19 protein-coding genes are annotated in these 23,221 nt (G+C 55.6%); 14 read left to right on the top strand and 5 right to left on the bottom strand.

Annotated features, from left to right (window positions below; translation table 11 throughout):
* Positions 1-4 precede the first annotated feature (4 nt).
* Complete coding sequence (locus CKW14_RS02995; RefSeq protein WP_095124615.1) at positions 5-1,558, top strand: LA2681 family HEPN domain-containing protein; 1,554 nt, start codon at positions 5-7, stop codon at positions 1,556-1,558.
* A 29-nt stretch (positions 1,559-1,587) separates the two neighbouring features.
* Here CKW14_RS02995 and CKW14_RS02990 read toward each other — a convergent pair whose 3' ends face one another.
* The gene (locus CKW14_RS02990) at positions 1,588-3,732 is read right to left on the bottom strand and encodes an AAA family ATPase (protein ID WP_095124708.1); all 2,145 of its coding nucleotides are present in this window, start codon (positions 3,730-3,732) and stop codon (positions 1,588-1,590) included.
* Positions 3,733-3,850: 118 nt separating this feature from the next.
* Here CKW14_RS02990 and CKW14_RS02985 point away from each other — a divergent pair, with 118 nt between their 5' ends.
* The gene (locus CKW14_RS02985) at positions 3,851-4,990 is read left to right on the top strand and encodes a hypothetical protein (protein ID WP_095124614.1); all 1,140 of its coding nucleotides are present in this window, start codon (positions 3,851-3,853) and stop codon (positions 4,988-4,990) included.
* Between the two features lie 36 nt (positions 4,991-5,026).
* Here CKW14_RS02985 and CKW14_RS29915 read toward each other — a convergent pair whose 3' ends face one another.
* Positions 5,027-5,170, bottom strand: coding sequence for a hypothetical protein (locus CKW14_RS29915; protein ID WP_176471239.1), 144 nt, complete (start codon positions 5,168-5,170; stop codon positions 5,027-5,029).
* 457 nt (positions 5,171-5,627) lie between these two features.
* On the opposite strand from CKW14_RS29915, the gene CKW14_RS02980 reads away from it, so the two are divergent.
* The 4 genes from CKW14_RS02980 to CKW14_RS02965 all read left to right on the top strand — a co-directional run bounded on the left by CKW14_RS02980 (position 5,628) and on the right by CKW14_RS02965 (position 9,001).
* Positions 5,628-6,407 carry a hypothetical protein gene (locus tag CKW14_RS02980; RefSeq protein ID WP_095124613.1) on the top strand — a complete coding sequence of 260 codons (780 nt, stop codon included), beginning with the start codon at positions 5,628-5,630 and terminating at the stop codon, positions 6,405-6,407.
* 162 nt (positions 6,408-6,569) lie between these two features.
* Positions 6,570-6,869, top strand: coding sequence for a hypothetical protein (locus tag CKW14_RS02975; RefSeq protein WP_095124612.1), 300 nt, complete (start codon positions 6,570-6,572; stop codon positions 6,867-6,869).
* A 77-nt stretch (positions 6,870-6,946) separates the two neighbouring features.
* Positions 6,947-7,768, top strand: coding sequence for a hypothetical protein (locus CKW14_RS02970; protein ID WP_141231769.1), 822 nt, complete (start codon positions 6,947-6,949; stop codon positions 7,766-7,768).
* 174 nt (positions 7,769-7,942) lie between these two features.
* Positions 7,943-9,001, top strand: coding sequence for a hypothetical protein (locus CKW14_RS02965; RefSeq protein ID WP_095124610.1), 1,059 nt, complete (start codon positions 7,943-7,945; stop codon positions 8,999-9,001).
* A gap of 624 nt (positions 9,002-9,625) precedes the next feature.
* On the opposite strand, the gene rnhA is transcribed toward CKW14_RS02965, so the two are convergent.
* Together rnhA and CKW14_RS02955 are read right to left on the bottom strand one after the other, a co-directional pair.
* On the bottom strand, positions 9,626-10,096 hold the full coding sequence (gene rnhA, locus CKW14_RS02960; RefSeq protein WP_093430719.1) for a ribonuclease HI: 471 nt from the start codon (positions 10,094-10,096) through the stop codon (positions 9,626-9,628).
* 90 nt (positions 10,097-10,186) lie between these two features.
* Positions 10,187-10,945 carry a class I SAM-dependent methyltransferase gene (locus tag CKW14_RS02955; protein WP_093430718.1) on the bottom strand — a complete coding sequence of 253 codons (759 nt, stop codon included), beginning with the start codon at positions 10,943-10,945 and terminating at the stop codon, positions 10,187-10,189.
* 66 nt (positions 10,946-11,011) lie between these two features.
* Here CKW14_RS02955 and gloB point away from each other — a divergent pair, with 66 nt between their 5' ends.
* The 8 genes from gloB (at position 11,012) to fabI (ending at position 22,054) form a co-directional block, all read left to right on the top strand.
* Entirely contained in the window at positions 11,012-11,779 is a 768-nt protein-coding gene (gene gloB, locus CKW14_RS02950; RefSeq protein ID WP_093431663.1) for a hydroxyacylglutathione hydrolase, read from the top strand.
* Positions 11,780-11,878: 99 nt separating this feature from the next.
* Positions 11,879-13,342 carry a transglycosylase SLT domain-containing protein gene (locus CKW14_RS02945; RefSeq protein ID WP_093430717.1) on the top strand — a complete coding sequence of 488 codons (1,464 nt, stop codon included), beginning with the start codon at positions 11,879-11,881 and terminating at the stop codon, positions 13,340-13,342.
* Positions 13,343-13,858: 516 nt separating this feature from the next.
* On the top strand, positions 13,859-15,691 hold the full coding sequence (locus CKW14_RS02935; protein WP_095047907.1) for an extracellular solute-binding protein: 1,833 nt from the start codon (positions 13,859-13,861) through the stop codon (positions 15,689-15,691).
* Positions 15,688-17,529: an extracellular solute-binding protein gene (locus CKW14_RS02930; protein WP_095124608.1), complete on the top strand. Its 1,842-nt coding sequence runs from the start codon at positions 15,688-15,690 to the stop codon at positions 17,527-17,529. Before CKW14_RS02935 ends, CKW14_RS02930 begins: the two co-directional genes overlap by 4 nt.
* Before the next feature lie 4 nt (positions 17,530-17,533).
* Positions 17,534-18,607, top strand: coding sequence for a microcin C ABC transporter permease YejB (locus CKW14_RS02925; protein WP_007910584.1), 1,074 nt, complete (start codon positions 17,534-17,536; stop codon positions 18,605-18,607).
* Between the two features lies 1 nt (position 18,608).
* Positions 18,609-19,628 (top strand): ABC transporter permease, encoded by a 1,020-nt coding sequence (locus tag CKW14_RS02920; RefSeq protein WP_095047909.1) that lies wholly within the window; start codon positions 18,609-18,611, stop codon positions 19,626-19,628.
* A 1-nt stretch (position 19,629) separates the two neighbouring features.
* Positions 19,630-21,240 (top strand): ABC transporter ATP-binding protein, encoded by a 1,611-nt coding sequence (locus CKW14_RS02915; protein ID WP_095047910.1) that lies wholly within the window; start codon positions 19,630-19,632, stop codon positions 21,238-21,240.
* 19 nt (positions 21,241-21,259) lie between these two features.
* Positions 21,260-22,054 carry an enoyl-ACP reductase FabI gene (fabI, locus tag CKW14_RS02910; RefSeq protein ID WP_007910591.1) on the top strand — a complete coding sequence of 265 codons (795 nt, stop codon included), beginning with the start codon at positions 21,260-21,262 and terminating at the stop codon, positions 22,052-22,054.
* A gap of 176 nt (positions 22,055-22,230) precedes the next feature.
* Here fabI and CKW14_RS02905 read toward each other — a convergent pair whose 3' ends face one another.
* Complete coding sequence (locus tag CKW14_RS02905) at positions 22,231-23,196, bottom strand: diguanylate cyclase (RefSeq protein WP_095124607.1); 966 nt, start codon at positions 23,194-23,196, stop codon at positions 22,231-22,233.
* Between the last annotated feature and the right edge of the window lie 25 nt (positions 23,197-23,221).

Raw genomic sequence — 23,221 nt, 5'->3', positions numbered from 1 at the left:
CCTCATGCCATCAGGACTTAGCCGTTACAACAAGCTGCATGCGCACCTCGATCATTTGTTGAATACCGACCCTGATCTGGCTGTAACACAAGCACGACAGATCGACCTCGATACACCCGATCGCCTCAATTGGATGAATCTTCGAGCGAGTACTCTGGTGGATGGAGGTGTGATGACCCAGCAGCAGGATGCCATTGAAGAAGGCCTCACTTTGTTTCAAGAGCTTCACAGTGTGCATCCAACCACAGAGGTCACCTACAATCTCGCAAACGCGCTCGTCGCGGCGGCTGGGCGTCCGCCGGGGAATTTCAGTTGGCTGGATCACCAAGAGCGTAATCGAGAGCACCGTGCGCAGGCGCGCCGGTGCTTCTGGAAGGTTGGTCAAGACGTTAATGCTAAGCCATCACTGAGAACACAGGCCTGGACGAATCTCGCGAACCAGTTCAGCAATAGTTTACGGCTGGGCGAAGCCCATGATGCAAGGCTTACTGCTCTTGAAATCGATCCTGAAAACGGAGTTGCCGCATACCGGGCGGCCCGTGATTTGCTGTGGCTTTTTGACCAAGGAGGATGCTCTGATCTGACACGCATTGAAGCCATCATGCTGGCTAAAATTGCGCACAGATATGAGGATCGAATTGTCGAATATGCGGGTGCGCAGGCAGCAAGAGAGATCTCAGCATTCGCTAAAAAGCTCGGAGATCCACCACCCCGTTCACCACACACGGATCCGTTCATCACATGGGTGGAAGCTGAACGATTAACGCTCGCTCCAGCTGTCGAACTCGTTGACCCAACATTGGGCAAGCTGGACTGGCTCATGCTTCCCGGGATACTGGAGCGCGAGCCCGACGCAGCGGCGACGCCCCCACCTCTATTCGCCATGTTCAACATACTCAAGAGCGACTTTATTCTGGCCCGTGATCTGGCATGGCGAGCCGTCGACGAAAGCGTTTGGCCGAAGACAGGGCGATTCTCAGACACGCTCGACTTTGCCACCTATGGCCCAGATACCTCGGCACTCATACTCGCTCACAGGACAGCGCTTGATCTGCTCGACAAGGTCGCTGTCACGGCGAATCATTACTTCGAACTAGGACAACCCTACAACAAGATCTACTTCGGCACGTTATGGCGGGGAGAACCAGATAAATTGACGGGGGTGCGCCCGCTCGCGACTAAAGTCCAGACGGTGGTTCGCAACGGCGCCAAAGCTCTGTATGGCCTTGTGGAGCTTGCCGAAGACTACGCCGGTAAAGAAGGCATCCTCCGTTCACAGAAGGATCTTCGTAACTCCGGTACGCACCGCTTCGTGGTACTGCATGATCTTGGTGATCCGGCTTACAGTAGACAAGCGCCTGAAGTCGAGCACCATCACCGTGAGCAGTTCACCCAAGAGGTATTGAACGCCCTGCGGGTGGCCCGGTCAGCAATTCAGATGCTTACCCTCGCAATTACTCAACACGAAAAAGGATTGGCTCAGCGAGAGCGTGGCTTGCTCGGAGACATGATTGTCCATGATCACGACTGGATTCGGGGACGAGATGAGGATGAATAAATACAACCGCATCGAACAGCTCGCTCGTGTTACTCGCCCATCATTTTTTCAAAATGCTCCCCAAAACCTGTTTTAACGAACACCTGCTTGAATCGCTGAATAAAGTGCTCAGGATCAACCTCACCGAAATCATTGATATTGACAGCGTCAGAATGAGATTCCCGGTTCACGTATCGATACAAGGCTCTAAATTCTACGTCCTCGTCAGCAAGTTCTAACAATGCGCTCTGTAAAATATCTTGACGGTGAACGAAGGCGAAATAATATTCGAGGATGTTGCGCATCATGTTTGGAATCACTATTACAGACGTGCGCCCCTTCTGGGCATCCTTGATGGTCTGCCAGAAAGATTGATAGTCGTTCTGTACGTCTGTTGGCTTCATTGGCGTAATTGTGCTGTACATCGCCTTGGTGATCCTGAACAGAGAATATTCGTCTGACTTCCTCAAGTGTTTGAGCATTTCGTGGAAGAAGAACAGGTTGTGGGTAAGGATGAATACCTGCTTAAAACGATCCTTCGGGTTTAGGATGCGACGATATATCATGGAAGCGATATCGTAGATGTAGTTGTGGGAAAGGCTGGATATGGGATCGTCGATGACGATGATGCGGTGGCTTTTAAGCTTGCCACCCTTCCCGTCCAAATCACCGTTGCAGACTTCCAGAAAGTAGAGGAAGGAAATGAGGGTCTTCTCACCTTCGCTGAGCGTTTTGAAAACACCTGCCTGTTGAAAAGGTCTCTGGAGACGGTATAGAGGAAGCTCACCGTTCTCCCTAACTACAGTAAATCCTTTGAGCCCAAGCATATCGAGGGATGCGTTGATGCTATCGACAGACTGATCGATGTTCGTGATTTTTGATTTGCTGTGGTTGATGATGTCCTGTTGTATTTGTTCCTGCGCGCGAATAGCGTCCAATGCGTCGCGCTTTTCGTCCCGCTGCGATGCATAGTCTTTGTGTACTTTTCTTGCCGAGGTTATCAACGTATCGCAGCTCAAGCGAAAGCAGTTCCAAAAGCGCGATTTGATTTTATCCAAATGGGTTTTCTTGTCCTTTACCTTGAGATTGATCAAATCGATTCTCCCTTGTTCGACCCTGATCAAGGCATTGAGGTCTCCAAGGGCATCCGCAGTTGCAGTCAACATGATCGAAACAGATGGAGTCGCCACTTTGGCTGAGAGACTCTGAATGTTTAGGCGCAGTATGGCTTCAAGACTTTTTATGTGGGCCTGGAACTCAGGTAACTGATATTCAGTTCGGCGCAAATGGGCCTGCAAGCGAGCGACGCCGGCTTCGTATCGATTTTTCAGCGAAGCCAGTTGCCCAATTCGTTGCTCATACGTTTTATCGAAGACTTTTCTGATTTCATCATAAAACTGGACTGGCAGCGGTTGCTGGCAAAAGGGACAACGCTCCTCCTTGGTGGCAAAGCTCAGGGCTTGCTTGACCCAGTCGGAATTACCTAATTCACTTATAAGTGCCGACAAATACGAGTCACTTGAACCAGTAATGGTCTCCAATAGTAAATCGTGGGTTTCTATTTCACCCTCAGCAAAGCTCAGTGCGGGTATCCCTGGCAGTACGGCATCACTGGCCTGTTGCAGTTGCTCAGCCTCTGCTGAGAGTAATTCGAAAGTATCGGATGTCTGCACCAAATCGAGAGCGACGACCTTCTCTGTCAGCTTTTCCTTGGTATTCATGGAGGCTAAACAGTACTTCAAAGGCGCGTTGTCGAAAGGTTTTTTCAATACCCAGATACGGTCTTGCAGCTCACTCTTGTTGACCTTTTGTGCCTCACCTAGCGAATTCCCTGCCACCACCACAGTTTGGCGTTCTTCTGTGAGTCTCTTGAGTGCAGACTCGGCGGCTTCAAGGGCTTTACCTGCTTCGATATTGCCTTCGTTCAGAGTAAAAACGCCTGGCTGAGAGCTAGCGTGGAAATTGGTTTCCGTAAAGATGTGGTTGTAAACCAGCACTTCACGGTCAGCATCTGAAGGCAATGCACTGCATTGGTGGTAGATCAAATCGCCAGGATCTTGGAGGTAGTTCCCAACGGTGGTCTTGCCCGTGCCATTGTGTCCATAGAACACGTTGACTTTTGTCAGAGGGCCGATGGATGAGTTCACATCCGGGGAATAGCTCGATACGCCACGTAGAATGATATTTTTTATCACGGCGCTATCCTTGGCTGCAGGAAGCCCAAACCACTTAGGTCTGTCACTTGTTGGAAAGCATGCTTGTAAATCGTAGATCAGGGCCTCCCATACCACCACTTTTTGATTAGGCATTTGAATGCTGAACAGCATAGATTCTCATCAACCACTTGGCAGAGAGCTTCGTCACTATCCAGGCTTCCTATTCTTCATTCCAATAACTACCTTGTTCAAATTGGTTTACGGGCAAACGGCTCTCGAAAACTCATATGAGCAGTCGGCACGTAGAGATCCTGCCTGGCCAAGCTGGAAGAGCCTCGACGCCTGGGTTTTCTCACCAAATGCTTGCCCGCCTTGCAGGCCCACCAGCGTCGCTTCAATCGATGCGTTGATTCAGCGCGCACCGGTAGCTGACCTCTTGGATGGACAGGACACCATTTGGCAATCCGAGCTGGAGTGGAAAGGTTTTCTTAGTGGGGAGGTATTCAAAGATCAACGATCGATCGATTACTGGACGACTTGGCTGGTGGAGGACAAAAAGCTGGGGTGCGAGGTCTTGCCTGCCAGGACTTCTATCGAGGAAAAAATACGCGCTATTGCTTGCTCAACACTGACCCTCAAGCTTGGTTGCGCAGGCAGCGCAGCGAGGATGTCAGCCTACGAGTGGAATAACGATCCCCAACAATTGAACACACCAATTTTCGAGCACAACAGAATCGCGGATTTTTTTGCAGTCATAGTTAGAGTCAGCGCTTGGGTTGTCGCGGAGATTAGTGTCCGGGAATGGGAAAATCTCGTAGCTGCCAAGCTTGAAAACGAGATTTTACTAAAATCAGTGATTCCCAGATTCGATGAGCACGACAAGAACTGGACTCGACCTATTGCTGAGCAACTGCGCAGTTTGGCGGTAGACGCCGGCTTCCACGGCAACGGGAGAGCGAGTGCGTTTTTGGGGGAGATTTTAGCCAAGCGCTACATGGATATATCAGATAAGCAACGGACACTGAGGCGTTGGGAAGAACTCCACCCTGGCAAACCTCGCGACTCAGTTTTGGAGGGACTGCTGGAGAGTGTAAGGCACCTACTCAATAAGCACGGGGGCTTATGGAGCAGCGTCTCAGCGCACAACAGAAAGTTCAGGTTTGCGTGGCTCAATGCGGTTCTGCTTCGAGAAATGATGCAGAAGGATTTGCCTTGGTGGCACATTCGGGAAGTGTTCGATGCTTTCGAGGAGGAGTTCCGAAAAGCACGGGCACTCCTTGGAAGGCCCTTGTCGTAGAGGCGAGCAGTTCGTACCCGCCTCCCCCACCGCCTATTATTTCTTATTGCGATTTTCGGTCAGTTGTTTGCTGCGATTGCTTTGGTTTTTATCCACGGTGATATTCGTACCGGGCGTGCCTTTGTTGCGGTTACTGATGTCGGCTTCGTGGTTGCTGCGTTTGGGAGACTGCTTGTTCATACGTAACTCCTAGGTCTTTCATTCGGTGTCACGGCTTGTGACGAACCGATCATGAACGCGACCATTGCAGGAGCGAAGGACACAAAAAAAAAAATTCTTTTCGGCCTCAGGTCTTGGCATCCATCAAGCATCTTGATCGTGGAAGACTTGAATTTTTTTCCTGAAAGTTCAGCTCAGGCTGAACCCTTCGTTTCTTCCTCAGATTTCTACTCCAGCCACTGCAAACAGCAATTCTCATGCCGGAGCTTCAGAGAGCCTGCGCGTTAGAGGTAGCTAAATGGCGCAAGAAACTGTCGTGGGCACTCAATGCGGCTCCAATCTTGACGAATGTTGTCGCCTGACCGAATCCTTCTGGCTGAGGCTTCACGCAGGAACGCCGGTAAAATAGGGATAACGTGCCCACTAGCATTTACTATGATGCTCGGGTAGGAGATGCGTAAACTTCTAAGGAGAGCCTGTGGACGGTCAGAACTCGCTGAACAATCAGCTCATTATTATTTCAAAAGACGGCAAGGTCGAGCACAAAATCTCGGGGCATTTACGTACCGTCAGGGAAACGATTTTAAGTGAAAAGAACCCACTGGACTGGATCTCCATCGCAACCTCCAAAACGTTGGAAAAAGTCCTCAACACGATTGCAGAAATCGATAATGTTTCAGTAATCAGCGCACAGCGCGCCTGCGATCTGCAATTTCCTCCTGGCCACCCGCAAGAGCGGTTGGTCTATGCAAAGCACCCCGCGAAGCAAACAATGTATTTCCCGCTAGCGGGATTTCATAAATTTGCCTTTGAACACAAATTCGCAGAGGCCATTCGCTTGCTCGCTGCGCTAGGTGCATCGAGCATCCGGGCAGAACATGTCAAAGGATTGGGACGAGAGTTTGCTGCCAACCTGGGCGGTACCTTTGCAGCTACGGGTGAGTCAGCAACCATGGAGGCTGGGCATACACGGAATGACAATTCGCGATTACTCTTTACCTCGACCCTCGAAGGCCATGCTTCGCCAACGATCCCAGATGACCTTGTCTGGTATCCCTTCGAACCAATGTGGCAGACGATTGCCAATAACCGGAAAGAGCACGGTCTCAAACAGTTCTCGTTGACACTGACATACACCGAAGACTTCGGCATCAATGCCGGCCTGAAAGCTCAGCTCAGCAAGGCCTCACTGGAGATAGGTGGCAACTTTGAAGAGCACCAAAGCACGGTATGGACGCTCTCGGGAGATTTTGTTTAAACAGGCACTTTTATTGGACAGACATTGCAAAAAATAAATGAAGCAAGGCAGGAACTTTGGTATCGCCTAGCCCCACCGCCGCGTGATAGCAGCGATAGCTGCCTAAAGAACATTTACAAGCTACTTGCTCCCACTGCAAAGTATTAAAAAGGAGCATATACCATGACCGAAAAAATTGATTTAAAAGAAGATCAAATCAACTCCGTACTTCGAGAGCACTGTGATTGGGAGGTAGAAGCCGCAACATCCCCCTTCAATCAATTACAGTTTTATCGTGTTTATCGCCTACAGCAAAATGTCAAAAAGTCACGCAAACGTATATTCATCGGAGTCGTACCTGACCAGATATCTGCCGGCAGCCTGGTCAGTTGCGCGTCAATAGCTGGACATTATTACCAGCTGGGATTGAACCATGGGGCCGCCGGCCTAGACTCGCGAGACAATCCAGCATTCAGAGGCTGACCCCCTGTTGACCAACAATAACTGGTTGAATTTTTCATAGCGCAACGCCACTATCTCATTTTTTGTGAGATAGGGACATGCATCAAGCTCAAGACAGCCGCACTGGAAAGCCAATCACCGTCGAGGGCTACCGTGCTGAATATGGCTCGCTGTTGGATGCCTCCAACCGACCAAATTTACGCCCTCTGGTAAGATGTCCGGTTTGCAGGGAAGACCTTCATATCAAGGGTGAGTCAGGGACAAGCAAAATCACCAAGGTCTTTAGTCACAACCCTGTCTTAGGCGTCGAACAACATCCTTGCCCAATTAAAGAAGGAGGCAGGGCAAAATATGAAGTGCTGATCCCTGCTTCATACAACGCCGAGATCGCATCTGCACTCAGAGAGTCTTTTTTCTCGCGCTGGCATCTTCACTGGTTCCAGTTTCGCGACTACGTTGGTTACGCAAAAGTCGAGGACTTCATTGAGCTTCTGAATTTCGCAGACGAAAGGAAGATCTGGGGCTACCACCATCTGGAAGAATATGAAATCCCGCTAATCCTTCTGGTGCTTAAAGATTTCGCGCCAATCAAAAAGAAAAATTCAAAAAATGAATACTGGCGAAAAAACTGGGTACGTTTTTTGTTCCCGGCAAGCGTGAAAAATCTCGATGATTACTGGAATCTTCAGCCTGGAAGTCAGTTCATTATCAAAGCGTACTTCAAAACGTCAGACAAGGCTAAGCGGCCAAACCCTAAAGACTTTGTTAAATACGATGACGTAGTTGTAAACAAATCTTTTCTCACATCGCCCACGGCAAGAACAATGGATCCTGTCGTAGAAAAAAAGATGGCCAAGGCATTTCCTGCTGAAATCAGTCTAACAACCGCCCAGAGCGAATCGGATTCAGAACATGAGTGATCAGCTGGTCGTAAAAATACAAATGCCATGCGCTCAAGAAGTGACATGTCTAAAACCCCTGCCGATAAGCAAGAAAAGTTACGTCTAGCTGCCGGCATCATCTTATAGGTTAAGAACTCTTTTTACTGGTGGATCACAACCACCTTTCTACCTCATTCGACGCGAGATCTAGAAATGGATACCGAAAAACATATAACAGTAAAAATACCGCCCGAGCTTCAAGCCAAACTAGATAATGACGGATATTCCATTGATGGAACTCAGGTTCGCGATAACTTGGGTCGAATTGTCTGCAACCTTAAATCTCTAGAGGCGCCTTCCAATCTCTATTTTTCGCCCCAGATTTTTATAAGCTTCGAACAATACTGTTTCATTTCCATCAGTGCCGCATCCGAAAAATTAAAACTCGCTCTCGAAGCCAACAAATCAACACTTTCATCATTAGAAGCAAAAATTGACACCATATTAGAACGACAAACTGGAACTCTAATAGCACTAACAACGGACGCCAATGAGCATTTTTCCAGTCTGATGGAAAAAAGTAACCTGACCGACGAAAAAATTGCTTTTACATCTGGAGTCAAGGCAGCATCCGCAATTGCGGCAGATTTCGCAAGTTACATCAATGATTATCTTGACAGCACCGAAGTTCAATTTGGACACTCAAACGAAACCATCCCATACGGTGCGTACCGAAAAGTAAAACGCAGCCAATGGGAAAATATCAAAAAAAGCAAATTCCGGCGCTTTATGGAATTTGACGCCAACTATCTAGCCTATTCGTTACTAAGCACCCTGAACAACCTAAACTTGCTTTCCCTCACTTATAACGGTCGAATTCACCCCAGGTACGAAGTGAGCCTTCAAGAGCTAGAACGCCAACTAAAAAGCGTGCTGACCAAGCTTGTGAATGGCATGGGTGATGAAGAAGATATTTTTTCCATGATATACGCGACACTCACAAAGGAAGACATTAAAAAAATTGATTTCCAGCGTGTTTTAAAATACGAGCAAACCTATTCATTGAATGATTTAATAATGCGTTCGTACTCCACAAGCAGAGATATTAAACTCGATCAGGAGCGTATCAACTCAATCGGAGACATTCTCGACCTCTTGGACGATATTGAAAACCTCCAGCATCGTGTAAGCTCGCTGACATCCATTCAACTAGCGAGCTCCCCTGATGTTGCCGCATTAAAAAGCATGCTCTTTGGCTCAAATGACGCCTGAACCTCAAGCAAAAAATCAATACCACTAGAGCCCGAACCAGGAGCTTACTCCGTATCGCACCGTTTCTGTTATTGCCTTCGCTTATAAACGATTTCGCTGCACATTGGCTGGGGCGAGAGCAGATTGGAGGATTGATCTCGCGGCCCTGAATGATCGTAGGACGGGTGATTGATCCGTCTCCAGCCAGGCAGCGGGCGGGCGTGTGTCAGGCAGGTATGCAAGCGCGCGTGCAGGCAGGCAAATCGAAGGCTCAGAATAAAACGTAAACAGAAGGGCCCAAACAGGGCCCTTTTTTACACTTTTTACGAATTCAGAGGTTTTTCAGGAAAAGCTGGGGCTCTGAGGGTCAGAGGGTGCAGGGGTTTTGGAGGCAAAGAAATATTTTTTACATAGTCGTTGACAATCGAGAGAATAAGAACGGATCTGGTGGCCATCAGTGTTCAGCTCTCAACGGGTCGATCTTGCAAAAAACGCGGATGTTAACACGCTCGGCGGGGTGTTTCAGTCAGACCGTGGCGCGCCCTTCGCGAGCAGGCTCGCTCCCACATTGAATGTGTTGTGAGCACGATCCAGTGTGGGAGCGGGCCTGCTCGCGAATGGCCACACCACGGTTCAGAAGCGAAATCAGCTCTGCTTGTAACCGCGAACCTCATCCACCCCACGGTTAGCCAGCTGGTCAGCCCGCTCGTTACCGTGATGGCCAATGTGCCCACGCACCCACTTCCAGGTAACCTTGTGGCGGTTGACCTGCTCGTCCAGCTCTTTCCACAGATCAGCGTTTTTCACCGGCTCCTTCGCTGCGGTTTTCCAGCCGCGCTTCTTCCAGTTGGCCATCCACTCGTTGATGCCCTTCATCACGTACTGCGAGTCGGTCACCAGCAATACTTCACACGGCCGCTTCAAGGCTTCGAGGCCACGGATCGCGCCGAGCAGTTCCATGCGGTTATTGGTGGTGTTGGTTTCGCCACCCCACAGTTCCTTTTCGACGCCCTTGCACACCAGCAAGGCGCCCCAGCCGCCGGGGCCGGGGTTGCCTTTGCAGGCGCCGTCAGTGAACAGCTCTACGGTGTCGACGCTTTCAACGCTTTCGCTCATGCCAATCTATCCAGAAAAATGCCTGTCCTGCCGATCACGGATCGACAATGACCGAGGCCGGGACACACCCGGCCACAAATAAAAGAAGGTTTACGGTTCGATACGACGGCGGTTGACCTTGGCCATCGGCAGCGGAATCAGCTTGCCCATCGGCTCGCGCCGCTCCTGACGCAACGGTCGCAGTCCGACCACAATCTTGCGCGCGACCAGTAAATAGAAGCCGCCACCCGACAATTGCCAGTCACCGGCCTTGCGTTCCCAGCCGGCCAGACGGGCCTGCCACTTGGGTGACGCGAGCGGCGGACGATAGCACCCGAAGCGGCGTTTCTCCAGCGCGAAGCCCAGCAGATTGAGCCAGTCGGCGACCCGCGACGGCGAGATGCAGCGCGCCTGGCGCAAGGCGTCGTGGGCGAACACATGGCGCAGCCCCCAGGTGCTCCAGGGGTTGATGCCGATGATCAGCAAATGCCCACCGGGACGCACGCTGCTCGCTGCTTCACGCAGCAAACCGTGGGGCGACAGGCAGAAATCCAGACCGTGCTGCATCACCACCACATCGGCGGCATGCTCGCTCAGCGGCCAGGCCTGCTCCTCGCAGACGATCTCGACCCCGGGCAACGGTGCACCGAGGCGCACATTGCGCTGCACTTGCGGTGCCGACGGCGGGGTTTCGGCCGATGGCCCGTAGTGCACCAGATAACCGCCAAAGAAACGGCCCAACTCGTCTTCGAGCATGCGCCGCTCTTCATCGAGCAGAAATTGCCCGAGCGGGCCGGACAGCCATTCACGGGCTGCACCGATCAGGGCCAGCCAGTCAGGATCAGCCTGTGCGAACGCTTTATCACTCATCGCATTCTCCAAAGCGCCAGGAACTACTAAGATGCGCCAATGTTTTCCGCTTGGCGAATTCCGACGATGATACAGATCAGTGCCCTGCCCGCGTTCACCGACAACTACATCTGGTTGTTACAGGATCACCGCACCCAGCGCTGCGCCGTGGTCGACCCGGGCGATGCCGCGCCGGTTCAGGCGTGGCTTGCAGCGCATCCGGGCTGGGTGTTGAGCGATATCCTGATCACCCACCACCATCATGATCACGTCGGCGGCGTCGAACGCCTGAAAGCGCTGAGCGGCGCGAAAGTCTACGGCCCGGCCAGCGAAAGCATCCCGGGGCGCGACGTGGCGCTCGAGGACAACGACACGGTCAGCGTGCTCGGCTGGGACTTCGACGTCTATGCGGTGCCCGGTCACACCTTGGGGCACATTGCCTATTACCACCACGGCCTGCTGTTTTGCGGCGACACCCTGTTCGCCGCCGGTTGCGGTCGCCTGTTCGAGGGCACGCCGGAGCAAATGCACCACTCGCTCAGCCGCCTCGCTGCTCTACCGGAAGATACCCTGGTCTACTGCACCCATGAATACACCCTGAGCAATCTGAAGTTTGCCGCCGCCGTCGAGCCGGGCAATCCGGACATCGCCGCCCGTCTGGAAAAAGTCACTCAGCAGCGGCAAAACGGCGTCATGACCCTGCCTTCGACCCTGGCACTGGAAAAGCTCACAAATCCGTTCTTGCGTACCTCTGAAACATTAGTTACACAAAAAGTGGACGAACGGGCAGGCGCTCAAAACCGGGCGCCGAGTGAGGTATTTGCGGCTCTGCGGGCTTGGAAAGATAAGTTCTAAGCCCCCCACCACTTGGTACAAAAATTCTGAATGGTTGACCGCAGGGGGTGCGCTTTCTAGAATCGCCCGACATTTTTGCCCGGAACTTACTTCCAGCCAATGTCGTCATCCATACGTAAGTCCGTCAATTCAGACGCATTGACCCGCCTGGCGCAAGCCATCGCGGTGGCTGTGTCCGCCACGCTGGCGGGCTGTTCCAGCCATGCTCCGCAGACTGAAGCGACCCATACGCCGAACATTGCTGCGCGAGCCAAGCAGAAGCCGATCTGGCTGTCCGAAAAGCCCAGCCCACAGGTTCCCCAGGACATCTGGGAACGCATGCGCCAGGGCTTTCAGCTGCAGGAAGGTCTCGGCGTCAACCCGCGCATCGAGCAACAGCGCCTGTGGTTCGCCAGCAATCCCTCTTTCCTCGAGAACGCCGGCGAACGCGGCAGTCTCTATATTCACTACATCGTCGAACGGCTCGAAGAACGCAACATGCCGCTGGAACTGGCCCTGCTGCCAGTGATTGAAAGCGCCTACAACCCGATGGCCTATTCCCGGGCCGATGCAGTCGGGTTGTGGCAATTCATTCCGTCCACCGGGCGTTATTTCAATCTGCGTCAGACGCGCTTCTACGATGGCCGTCGCGACATCACCGCCTCGACCACGGCAGCGATGGATTACCTGACCCGCCTGCACGACATGTTCAACGGCGACTGGTTGCTGGCCTTGGCGGCGTACAACGCCGGTGAAGGCACGGTCAGCCGCGCCATCGAACGTAACGAAAAGCTCGGCCTGCCCACCGACTACTGGAACCTGCCGTTGCCGGCGGAAACCCAGGCCTACGTGCCGAAGCTGCTGGCGCTGTCGCAAGTGGTGCTGGCGCCGGAAGCCTACGGCGTGAACCTCAACCCGATCGCCAACGAACCGTACTTCCAGGTCGTCGAAATCAACCAGCGCATGGACCTGTCCAAGGTCGCTGCGGTGGCCAACATCGACGAAGACGAACTGTTCCAGCTCAACCCGGCCTTCAAGCAACGCACCACCATCGACGGCCCTCAGCATTTGCTGGTGCCGACGTCGAAGGCGCAATTGCTGACGGCCAGTTTGCAGACCATGCGTCCGGAAGAGCTGATCAGCCCGCGTTCACTGAAACCGGTGTTCGAGGGTGCCGATCCGTCGGAAGTGGCGCAGCTCAAGCGTGCCTATCGCGTGAAGCGTGGCGACAACCTCGGTTCCATCGCCAAGGCCAACAAGGTCGAAGTCAAAGACCTGCAGCGCTGGAACAAGCTGACCGGCAAGAACCTCAAGGTTGGTCAGACCCTGGTGATGCAAGACACCACCAAGCGCGCGCCGGCACGCAAATCCGGCCGGGTCAACACGGTGATTGCGGCCAACAGCAAGAGCAAAGGCAAGGACGACAGCGCGCAGCAAACCCAGTACAAGGTCAAACGCGGCGACACGCTGTACGTCGTGGCCAAGCGCTTCAACGTTGAGATGCAGCATCTCAAGCGCTGGAATCCGGGTGCGGGTAAAGCACTGAAGCCGGGGCAGATGCTCACGGTTTATCAGCCGCACTGACAGAAGAGCCCCTGAGATTTCGGGGGCTTTTTTTGATCACGTTTTTGAGGTGTGCATTAGATCCATCCCCCTCACCCCAGCCCTCTCCCCCAAGGGGGCGAGGGGGAAAGGGAGCCGATCTCCGTGCTGTTCAACATCCGAGTTCGGCTCGGTATCGCACGTCGGCGCAGCTCTCGCAAACACCACAGTCAGTCCCCTCTCCCCCCGGGAGAGGGTTAGGGTGAGGGGCTTTTGAAAACTTGAGTTCGACTCGGTGCAGCACGTCGGTGCAATTCGCCCAGACACCACAGTCAGTCCCCTCTCCCCCCGGGAGAGGGTTAGGGTGAGGGGCTTTTGAGAACTTGAGTTCGACTCGGTGCAGCACGTCGGTGTAATTCGTCCAAACACCACGATCAGTCCCCTCTCCCTCCGGGAGAGGGTTAGGGTGAGGGGCTCTTTAACCCACATCTTTTTCCTGTCCAGACAAGCTGTTACTGTACGGCCCACTAAGCCCAAGCCGCCTGGATCGGATCTGACTTGAAGCGTCCCCTCCTCCTGCTCCTGATCAGCCTGGCCTTGAGCTCAACCGCAAGCGCGACGATTACCGAAAGTCACGGTTATGCGCAGTTCGGCACGCTCAAGTACCCGGCCAGATTTACCCACTTCGACTGGGTCAACCCGCAAGCGCCTAAGGGCGGTACGTTGCGGGTAATGGCGTTCGGCACCTTCGATACGGTCAATCCGTACACGTTCAAAGGCACCAGCCCGGTCACCACCGCGAATTTCCTTCAGTACGGCATCAATGAACTGAACGAGCCGCTGATGGTTGGCACCGGCCAGTATTCGCCGTCCGGTGACGAGCCGGCGTCGAGCTATGGTTTGATCGCGCAATCGGTGGAGTACAGCGAAGATCGCAGCTGGGTAGTCTTCAACCTGCGCCCGGAAGCGCGTTTCCACGACGGCACGCCGATCACCGCCTATGACGTCGCCTTCTCCTATCGAACGCTGCTCAAGGACGGCCATCCGCTGTACCGTACCGCGTTGCAGGAAGTGCTGCGGGTCGACATTCTCAACAAGCAGCGCATTCGCTTCGTGCTCAAGCGCTCGGGCAATCCGCTACTGATCCTGCGCCTTGGCGAATTGCCGGTGCTGCCGCAGCACTACTGGAAAGACCGCGACTTCAAGGCCACTACCTTCGAACCGCCACTGGGCAGCGGCCCCTATCGCATCACTTCGGTGACGCCGGGCCGGCAGTTGATCTTCGAGCGGGTCAAGGATTACTGGGGCAAGGACTTGCCGGTCAATCGCGGCAAGTACAACTTCGATCGCATGGAAGTCGAGTTCTACCGCGACAGCGATGTCGCCTTCGAAGCATTCAAGGCTGGCGAATTCGACATTTACATCGAGCATCAGGCGAAGAACTGGGCCAACGGCTACAACTTCCCGGCCATACGCCGTGGCGATGTGATCAAGGCACAGATCCCGCATCAGATCCCGACCCAGAGTCAGGGCCTGTTCATGAACACCCGCCGTGCGACGTTCTCGGACGTTAAGACCCGTGAAGCGCTGGGCCTGATGTTCGACTTCGAGTGGACCAACCGCGCACTGTTCAGCGATGCCTACAAACGCACCACCAGTTATTACCCCAACAGCGAGTTCACCACCTCCGGCCTGCCGGTCGGGCATGAATGGCTGATGCTCAAGCCGTACAAGGAACAACTGCCGGCCAAGCTGTTCACCGAGCCGTTCACCCTGCCAAAAACCGATGGACGCGGCATTCCCCGGGAAACCATGCGCAAGGCATTGGCATTGCTCGCCGAAGCCGGCTGGAAGCTCAACGGTCAGCGCCTGCAAAACGCTGACGGCCAACCGCTGCGGTTCGAGCTGCTGCTGGTCAATCCGAACCTGGAGCGCCTCTACCAGCCCTATATCGAGAACCTCAACAGCATCGGCATCGACGCGCGCCTGCGCACCGTGGATCGGGCGCAGTACAAACAGCGCCTCGATCAATTTGATTTTGACATGATCTCGATGACGCTCAACCAGACCCTCAGCCCGGGCCTGGAGCAGTGGCAGTACTTCCACTCCAGTCAGGTCGGGGTCAAGGGCAGCAAGAATTACGCAGGCATTGCCAACCCGGTAGTGGATCACCTGCTCGAACAATTGCTCGCCGCGCGCACCCGCGACGAGCAGGTCGCCGCTGGCAAGGCGCTCGACCGCGTGCTGCTCTGGCAGCACTACAGCATTCCCAACTGGTACCTCAATTATCACCGTCTGGCCTACCGCAACCGGTTGGCCCACGTCACCACGCCGCCCTACACTCTGGGCCTGAGCGCGTGGTGGCTGAAGTCTTCGGAGAAAGATCAATGAAACCGATCCGCGCCCTGCTCGTCCAGGCCAGCGGTTTGCTGTTCGCCGGGCTGGCCTTTGCCGCTCCGCAACACGCCGTGACCCTGTACAACGAGCCGCCGAAATACCCAGCCGATTTCAAGCATTTCGATTATGTGAACCCCGACGCGCCCAAGGGCGGCATCTTCCGTCAGGCCGGTTTCGGCGGCTTCGACAGCCTCAACCCGTTTATCAGCAAAGGCGTGCCGGCCGACGATGTCGGGCAGATCTACGACACCTTGACCAAACACAGCCTCGACGAACCGTTCACCGAATACGGCCTGATCGCCCGGCAGATCGAAAGAGCCCCGGACAACAGCTGGGTGCGTTTCTACCTGCGCCCCGAAGCGCGCTTCCACGACGGCCACCCGGTACGCGCCGAGGACGTGGTGTTCAGCTTCAACACGCTGACCAAGGAAGGTTCACCGCTGTTTCGCGGCTACTACAGTGACGTTTCCGAAGTGATCGCCGAAGATCCGCTGAAAGTGCTCTTCAAGTTCAAGCACACCAATAACCGTGAACTACCGCTGATCCTCGGCCAGTTACCGGTGCTGCCCAAGCACTGGTGGGCCGATCGCGACTTCACCAAGGGCAACCTGGAAATTCCGCTGGGCAGCGGCCCTTACAAGGTTGCCGAAGTGAAGGCCGGACGTTCAGTGCGTTACGAGCGGGTCAAGGATTACTGGGGCAAGGACCTGCCGGTCAACCGTGGCTTCTACAACTTCGACACGATGACCACCGATTACTACCGCGACAACACCGTCGCGCTCGAAGCGCTGAAGGCCGGACAATTCGATTACTGGCTGGAAATGACCGCAAAGAACTGGGCCAACGCCTACAACATCCCGGCGGTTACCGAAGGCCGCTTGATCAAGGAACAGATCGCCAACAGCAACCCGACCGGCATGCAGGGCTTCGTCTTCAACCTGCGTCGCCCGGTGTTTCAGGATGTGCGGGTGCGTCAGGCACTCGGTCTGCTGTTCGATTTCGAGTGGACCAACAAACAACTGTTCAACAGCGCCTACTTCCGCACCCGCAGCTATTTCGAAAACTCGGAAATGGCCGCCACCGGCCTGCCCGACGCCGATCAAGTGGCGATCCTCAAGCCGTTCCGCAGCAAACTGCCGGCGCAGGTGTTCAGCGAAGCGTTCGAGAATCCGAAGACCGATGCCAGCGGCATGATCCGCGCGCAGCAGCGCGAGGCCTATCAACTGCTGCAAGAGGCCGGTTGGAAGATCGTCGACGACAAAATGGTCGACGCCACGGGCAAACCGGTGGTGATCGAGTTCCTGCTCGCGCAGACCGAATTCGAACGCGTACTGCTGCCATTCAAGCGCAACCTCAGCGACCTTGGCATCGATCTGGTAATCCGCCGCGTCGACGTTTCGCAGTACATCAACCGCGTGCGTTCGCGGGACTTCGACATGATGGTCGGCAGCTTCCCGCAGTCCAACTCACCGGGTAACGAACAGCGCGAATTCTGGATGAGCGCCGCTGCCGACAAACCGAGCAGCCGCAACACCATTGGCCTGAAGGATCCGATTGTCGATCAACTGGTCGAAAACCTGATCAACGCCGACTCACGCAAAAGCCTGGTGGCCCACGCCCGCGCACTGGATCGCGTGCTGCAATGGGGTTACTACGTGGTGCCCAACTGGCACATCAAGACCTGGCGCGTGGCGTACTGGAACCACATCGGTCACCCGAAAGTCTCGCCCAAGTACGACATCGGGATTAATACCTGGTGGGTCAAGCCCGACGCAAAACCGGCAGTAGAAGTCGAAACCAAACTGCAAGCCGACCCTGTGGGCACGGAGTAATCAGATGCTGGCGTATATTTTTCGGCGACTGCTGCTGATCATCCCGACCCTGTTCGGCATTCTGCTGATCAACTTCGTGATCATCCAGGCCGCGCCCGGTGGGCCGGTGGAACAGATGATCGCCAAGCTCGAAGGCTTCGAAGGCGCCACCAGCCGCATTGCCGGCGGCGGTGCCGAGGTGTCGGTGGCCGGCTCCTCCTATCGCGGCGCACAGGGTCTGGACCCGGCGCTGATCAAGGAAATCGAGCACATGTACGGGTTCGACAAATCGGCCCCGGAACGTCTGTGGATCATGGTCAAGAACTACGCGCAGCTGGATTTCGGCGACAGTTTCTTCCGCGACGCCAAGGTCATCGACCTGATCAAGGAAAAGATGCCGGTGTCGATCTCGCTCGGACTGTGGAGCACGCTGATCATGTACCTGGTGTCGATCCCGCTGGGGATCGCCAAGGCCACCCGGCACGGCAGCCATTTCGATGTCTGGACCAGTTCGGCGATCATCGTCGGCTATGCGATCCCGGCGTTTCTCTTTGCGATCCTGCTGATCGTGGTGTTTGCCGGCGGCAGTTATCTCGACTGGTTCCCGCTAAGGGGCCTGACCTCAAACAACTTCGATGAACTGAGCTTCGGCGGCAAGATCCTCGATTACTTCTGGCACCTGGCGCTGCCGGTGACCGCACTGGTGATCGGTAACTTCGCAACCATGACCCTGCTGACCAAAAACAGCTTTCTCGACGAAATCAACAAGCAATACGTGGTCACCGCCAAGGCCAAAGGCCTGACCCGCCATCGCGTGTTGTACGGCCATGTGTTCCGCAACGCCATGCTGCTGGTGATTGCCGGATTCCCGTCGGCGTTCATCGGCATCTTCTTCACAGGATCCTTGCTGGTGGAAGTGATTTTCTCCCTCGACGGTCTCGGCCTGATGAGCTTTGAAGCGGCGATCAACCGCGATTACCCGGTGGTGTTCGGTACCCTGTTCATCTTCACCCTGCTGGGGCTGGTGGTGAAACTGATCGGCGACCTCACCTACACCTTGGTCGATCCGCGCATCGACTTCGAAAGCCGGGAGCATTGAGATGAACCTGTCCCCTCTCAACCGCCGCCGCTTCGAACTGTTCAAAGCCAACAAACGTGGCTGGTGGTCGCTGTGGCTGTTTCTGGTGCTGTTCGGCCTGAGCCTGGGCGCCGAGCTGATCGCCAACGACAAGCCGTTGGTGGTGCATTACGACAACAATTGGTACTTCCCGGCGATCAAGCGCTACCCGGAAACTGCGTTCGGCGGCGAATTCCCGCTGGAAGCCAACTACAAGAGCCCGTACATCCGCGAACTGCTCAAGGCCAAGGATGCGTGGGTGCTGTGGGCGCCGATTCCCTACAGCTACCAGAGCATCAACTACGACCTGAAAGTCCCGGCCCCGGCGCCGCCGTCGGCGGACAACCTGCTCGGCACTGACGATCAGGGCCGCGATGTGCTGGCGCGGGTGATCTACGGTTTCCGCATTTCGGTGCTGTTCGCGCTGACGTTGACCGTGCTGAGTTCGATCATCGGCGTGATTGCCGGTGCTTTGCAGGGCTTCTATGGCGGCTGGGTCGATCTGGCCGGGCAGCGTTTTCTGGAGATCTGGTCGGGGCTGCCGGTGCTGTATCTGCTGATCATCCTCGCCAGTTTCGTCCAGCCGAATTTCTGGTGGCTGCTGGGGATCATGCTGCTGTTCTCGTGGATGAGCCTGGTCGACGTGGTGCGCGCTGAGTTCCTCCGTGGCCGCAACCTTGAATACGTGCGCGCGGCGCGGGCGCTGGGCATGCAGAACGGCGCGATCATGTTCCGCCACATCCTGCCCAACGCGATGGTCTCGACCATGACGTTTATGCCGTTCATCCTCACCGGCGCCATCGGCACCCTCACCGCTTTGGACTTCCTCGGTTTCGGCTTGCCGGCCGGCAGTCCGTCGCTGGGTGAACTGGTCGCCCAGGGCAAATCCAACCTGCAAGCGCCGTGGCTGGGCATGAGTGCCTTCGCCGTGCTGGCGTTGATGCTGAGTTTGCTGGTGTTTATCGGCGAGTCCGCTCGCGACGCCTTCGACCCGAGGAAGTGAAATGAATCAGGACAATCTGATCGAAGTGCGTGACCTCGCCGTCGAATTCGGTTTCGGCGAGCGCGTGCACCGGGTCGTCGAAGGCGTGAGTTTCGACATCAAACGCGGCGAAACCCTGGCGCTGGTCGGCGAATCCGGCTCGGGCAAATCGGTCACCGCGCATTCGATCCTGCGCCTGCTGCCCTACCCGATGGCCCGCCATCCGGCCGGCAGCATCAACTATGCCGGGCAAAACCTGCTGGGGCTCAGTGAGAAAACCATCCGCCACATCCGTGGCAACCGCATCGCGATGATCTTTCAGGAGCCGATGACTTCGCTGAATCCGCTGCACTCGATCGAGAAGCAGATCAACGAAGTCCTCGGCATCCACAAGGGTCTGACCGGCAAAGTCGCGACCAAGCGTACGCTGGAGCTGCTGGACATGGTCGGCATCCCCGAGCCGCACAAGCGTCTCAAGGCCTTGCCCCACGAGTTGTCCGGTGGCCAGCGCCAGCGTGTAATGATCGCCATGGCCCTGGCCAACGAGCCGGAATTGCTGATTGCCGACGAACCGACCACGGCGCTGGACGTGACCGTTCAGCTGAAAATCCTCGATTTGCTCAAGGAATTGCAGGCTCGATTGGGCATGTCGTTGTTACTGATCAGTCACGATTTGAACCTGGTGCGAAGAATTGCGCATCGTGTATGTGTCATGCAGCGCGGTTGCATCGTCGAACAGGCATCGTGCGCAGAGCTGTTCCGTTCGCCGCAGCATCCGTACACTCGGGAATTGCTCGGCGCGGAGCCCAGCGGAGGCCCGGCGAGCAATAAAATCGGCGCGCCGCTGCTTGAAGTCGAGGACTTGAAAGTCTGGTTCCCGATCAAGAAAGGCCTGCTCAAGCGCACGGTGGATCACGTCAAGGCAGTGGACGGCATCAATTTCAGCCTACCGCAGGGTCAGACCCTGGGGATCGTGGGAGAAAGCGGCTCCGGTAAATCCACCCTGGGTCTGGCGATTTTGCGGCTGATCGGCAGCAAAGGCGCGATCCGCTTTGAAGGCAAGCAGCTAGACTGCCTGACGCAGAACGAGGTTCGCCCGTTGCGTCGGGAGATGCAGGTGGTGTTTCAGGACCCGTTTGGCAGCCTGAGCCCGCGCATGTGTGTCAGCGATATCGTTGGCGAAGGCCTGCGGATTCACAAGATGGGCACCGCTGAGGAACAAGAGGCGGCGATTATTGCGGCATTGAAGGAGGTAGGTCTGGATCCGGAAACCCGGCACCGCTACCCCCACGAATTTTCCGGTGGGCAACGGCAGCGAATCGCCATTGCCCGGGCTTTGGTGCTGAAACCGGCGCTGATCCTGCTGGACGAGCCGACGTCGGCGCTCGACCGCACGGTGCAGCGGCAAGTGGTGGAGCTGTTGCGTTCACTGCAAGCCAAGTACAACCTGACGTATTTGTTTATCAGCCATGATCTGGCTGTCGTCAAAGCGCTGAGCCACCAGTTGATGGTGGTCAAGCATGGCCAAGTGGTCGAACAGGGAGACGCGCAAAGTATTTTTGCCGCCCCCCAACATCCGTATACACAGCAGTTGCTGGAAGCCGCTTTTTTGGCACCAGCCACTGCGCAATAACCTGAAAGAGGAGCAACACATGGGTTTTCTCGCCGGTAAGCGCGTACTGATCGTCGGTGTCGCCAGCAAGCTGTCCATCGCATCCGGCATCGCTGCCGCCATGCATCGCGAGGGCGCTGAGCTTGCCTTCACTTATCAGAACGACAAACTGAAAGGTCGTGTTGAAGAATTCGCCCAAGGCTGGGGTTCGAGCCCTGAGCTGTGCTTCCCGTGCGACGTGGCCAGCGATGAAGAAATCGCCAAGGTCTTCGAAGCACTGAGCAAGAAGTGGGACGGCCTGGACTGCATCGTCCACTCCGTTGGCTTCGCCCCGGGCGACCAACTGGACGGCGACTTCACCGAAGCCACCACCCGTGACGGTTTCCGCATCGCTCACGACATCAGCGCCTACAGCTTCGTGGCCCTGGCCAAAGCCGGCCGCGAAATGATGAAAGGCCGCAACGGCAGCCTGCTGACCCTGTCGTACCTGGGCGCCGAGCGCACCATGCCTAACTACAACGTAATGGGCATGGCCAAGGCTTCGCTGGAAGCTGGCGTACGTTACCTGGCCGGCTCTCTGGGCCCGGATGGCACCCGCGTCAACTGCGTATCGGCTGGCCCGATCCGTACCCTGGCAGCCTCGGGCATCAAGAACTTCCGCAAGATGCTGGCCGCCAACGAAGCGCAAACCCCGCTGCGTCGCAACGTCACCATCGACGAAGTCGGCAACGCCGGCGCCTTCCTGTGCTCCGACCTGGCGTCGGGCATCAGCGGCGAAATCATGTACGTCGACGGCGGCTTCAACACCACCGCCATGGGCAACATCGAAGAGTGATCTTCGGTTAGCCAATAAAAAAACCCGCCGATCTGGCGGGTTTTTTTATGCCTGCAACACTGTCCCCTGTGGGAGCGAGCCTGCTCGCGATAGCGGTGTGTCAGGCAATGAAGAGGTTGATGGCCGGACGCTATCGCGAGCAGGCTCATTCCTACAAGCGATCTGCGGTGCATTCGCTAACAACGCTTCAAGGCCTGCTTGTGCACATACATCGCGCTATCGGCATCCGCCAGCAGCCGATCCACGGTCTCATGGCGTTTGGCGTCGTATTCGATCTGGCCGACGCTGAAGCGAATCGCATACCCGCGGTGCAACGTGGCATTGCGCTCTTCAAGGATTTCCTTGAGCCGCGCCATGATCGCCGTCGTTTCAATATGGCTGGAGCCGGTCAGCAACGCGACGAACTCATCCCCGCCCAGGCGCCCGACCACATCACTCTCGCGAAAGGCGATGCGCAGCACGTCGGCAAAGGTTTTCAGCGCACTGTCACCCTCGGCATGCCCATACAGATCGTTGATCTGCTTGAAGTCATTGAGGTCGAAAAACAGCAAGGTTGCCGGCCGTTCCAGCCGTGCGCAGGCGTCCAGTGCATGCTGCGCCAGTTGTTTGAAACCACGGCGATTGGACAGCAACGTCAACTCATCCATGCTCGCGATCTGCACAGCGGCCAACTCTTGCTCGGCCATTTCCGCCAGATCACGCAACAACGCGCGCTCTTCCTCGTCGAGGTCGCGGGGCTTGGTGTCGATCAGGCACAGCGTGCCCATTTTATTGCCATTGGGCACGGTCAGCGGGTAACCGGCGTAGAAGCGAATGTTCGGCGCGCCTGTCACCAACGGGTTGTCATGGAAGCGCACATCCTCGCGGGCGTCCGGCACCAACAGCAGGCCGTCGTTAAGAATCGCATGGCCGCAGAACGAGACATCCCTCGGTGTCTCGCTGACATCCAGGCCCACGCACGACTTGAACCACTGCCGATTGGTGTCGACCAACGTCACCAGTGCAATCGGCACATTGAACAGGCGTTTCGCCAACCGTGTCAGTCGGTCGAAACGTTCTTCAGGGGCGGAATCGAGCAGCTCAAGACCGTGCAACGCTTGAACGCGCGCCGTTTCATTCGCAGGTTTTCCTGGAACCAGCATCAGCACACTCCATTGGCAACAATGC

It is taken from the genome of Pseudomonas sp. Irchel s3a12 (genome assembly GCF_900187485.1).
Lineage (GTDB): Bacteria > Pseudomonadota > Gammaproteobacteria > Pseudomonadales > Pseudomonadaceae > Aquipseudomonas > Aquipseudomonas neuropathica.
The sequence above is the reverse complement of the archived record's forward strand: the minus strand, read 5'-3'. Positions and strand labels throughout refer to the sequence as shown.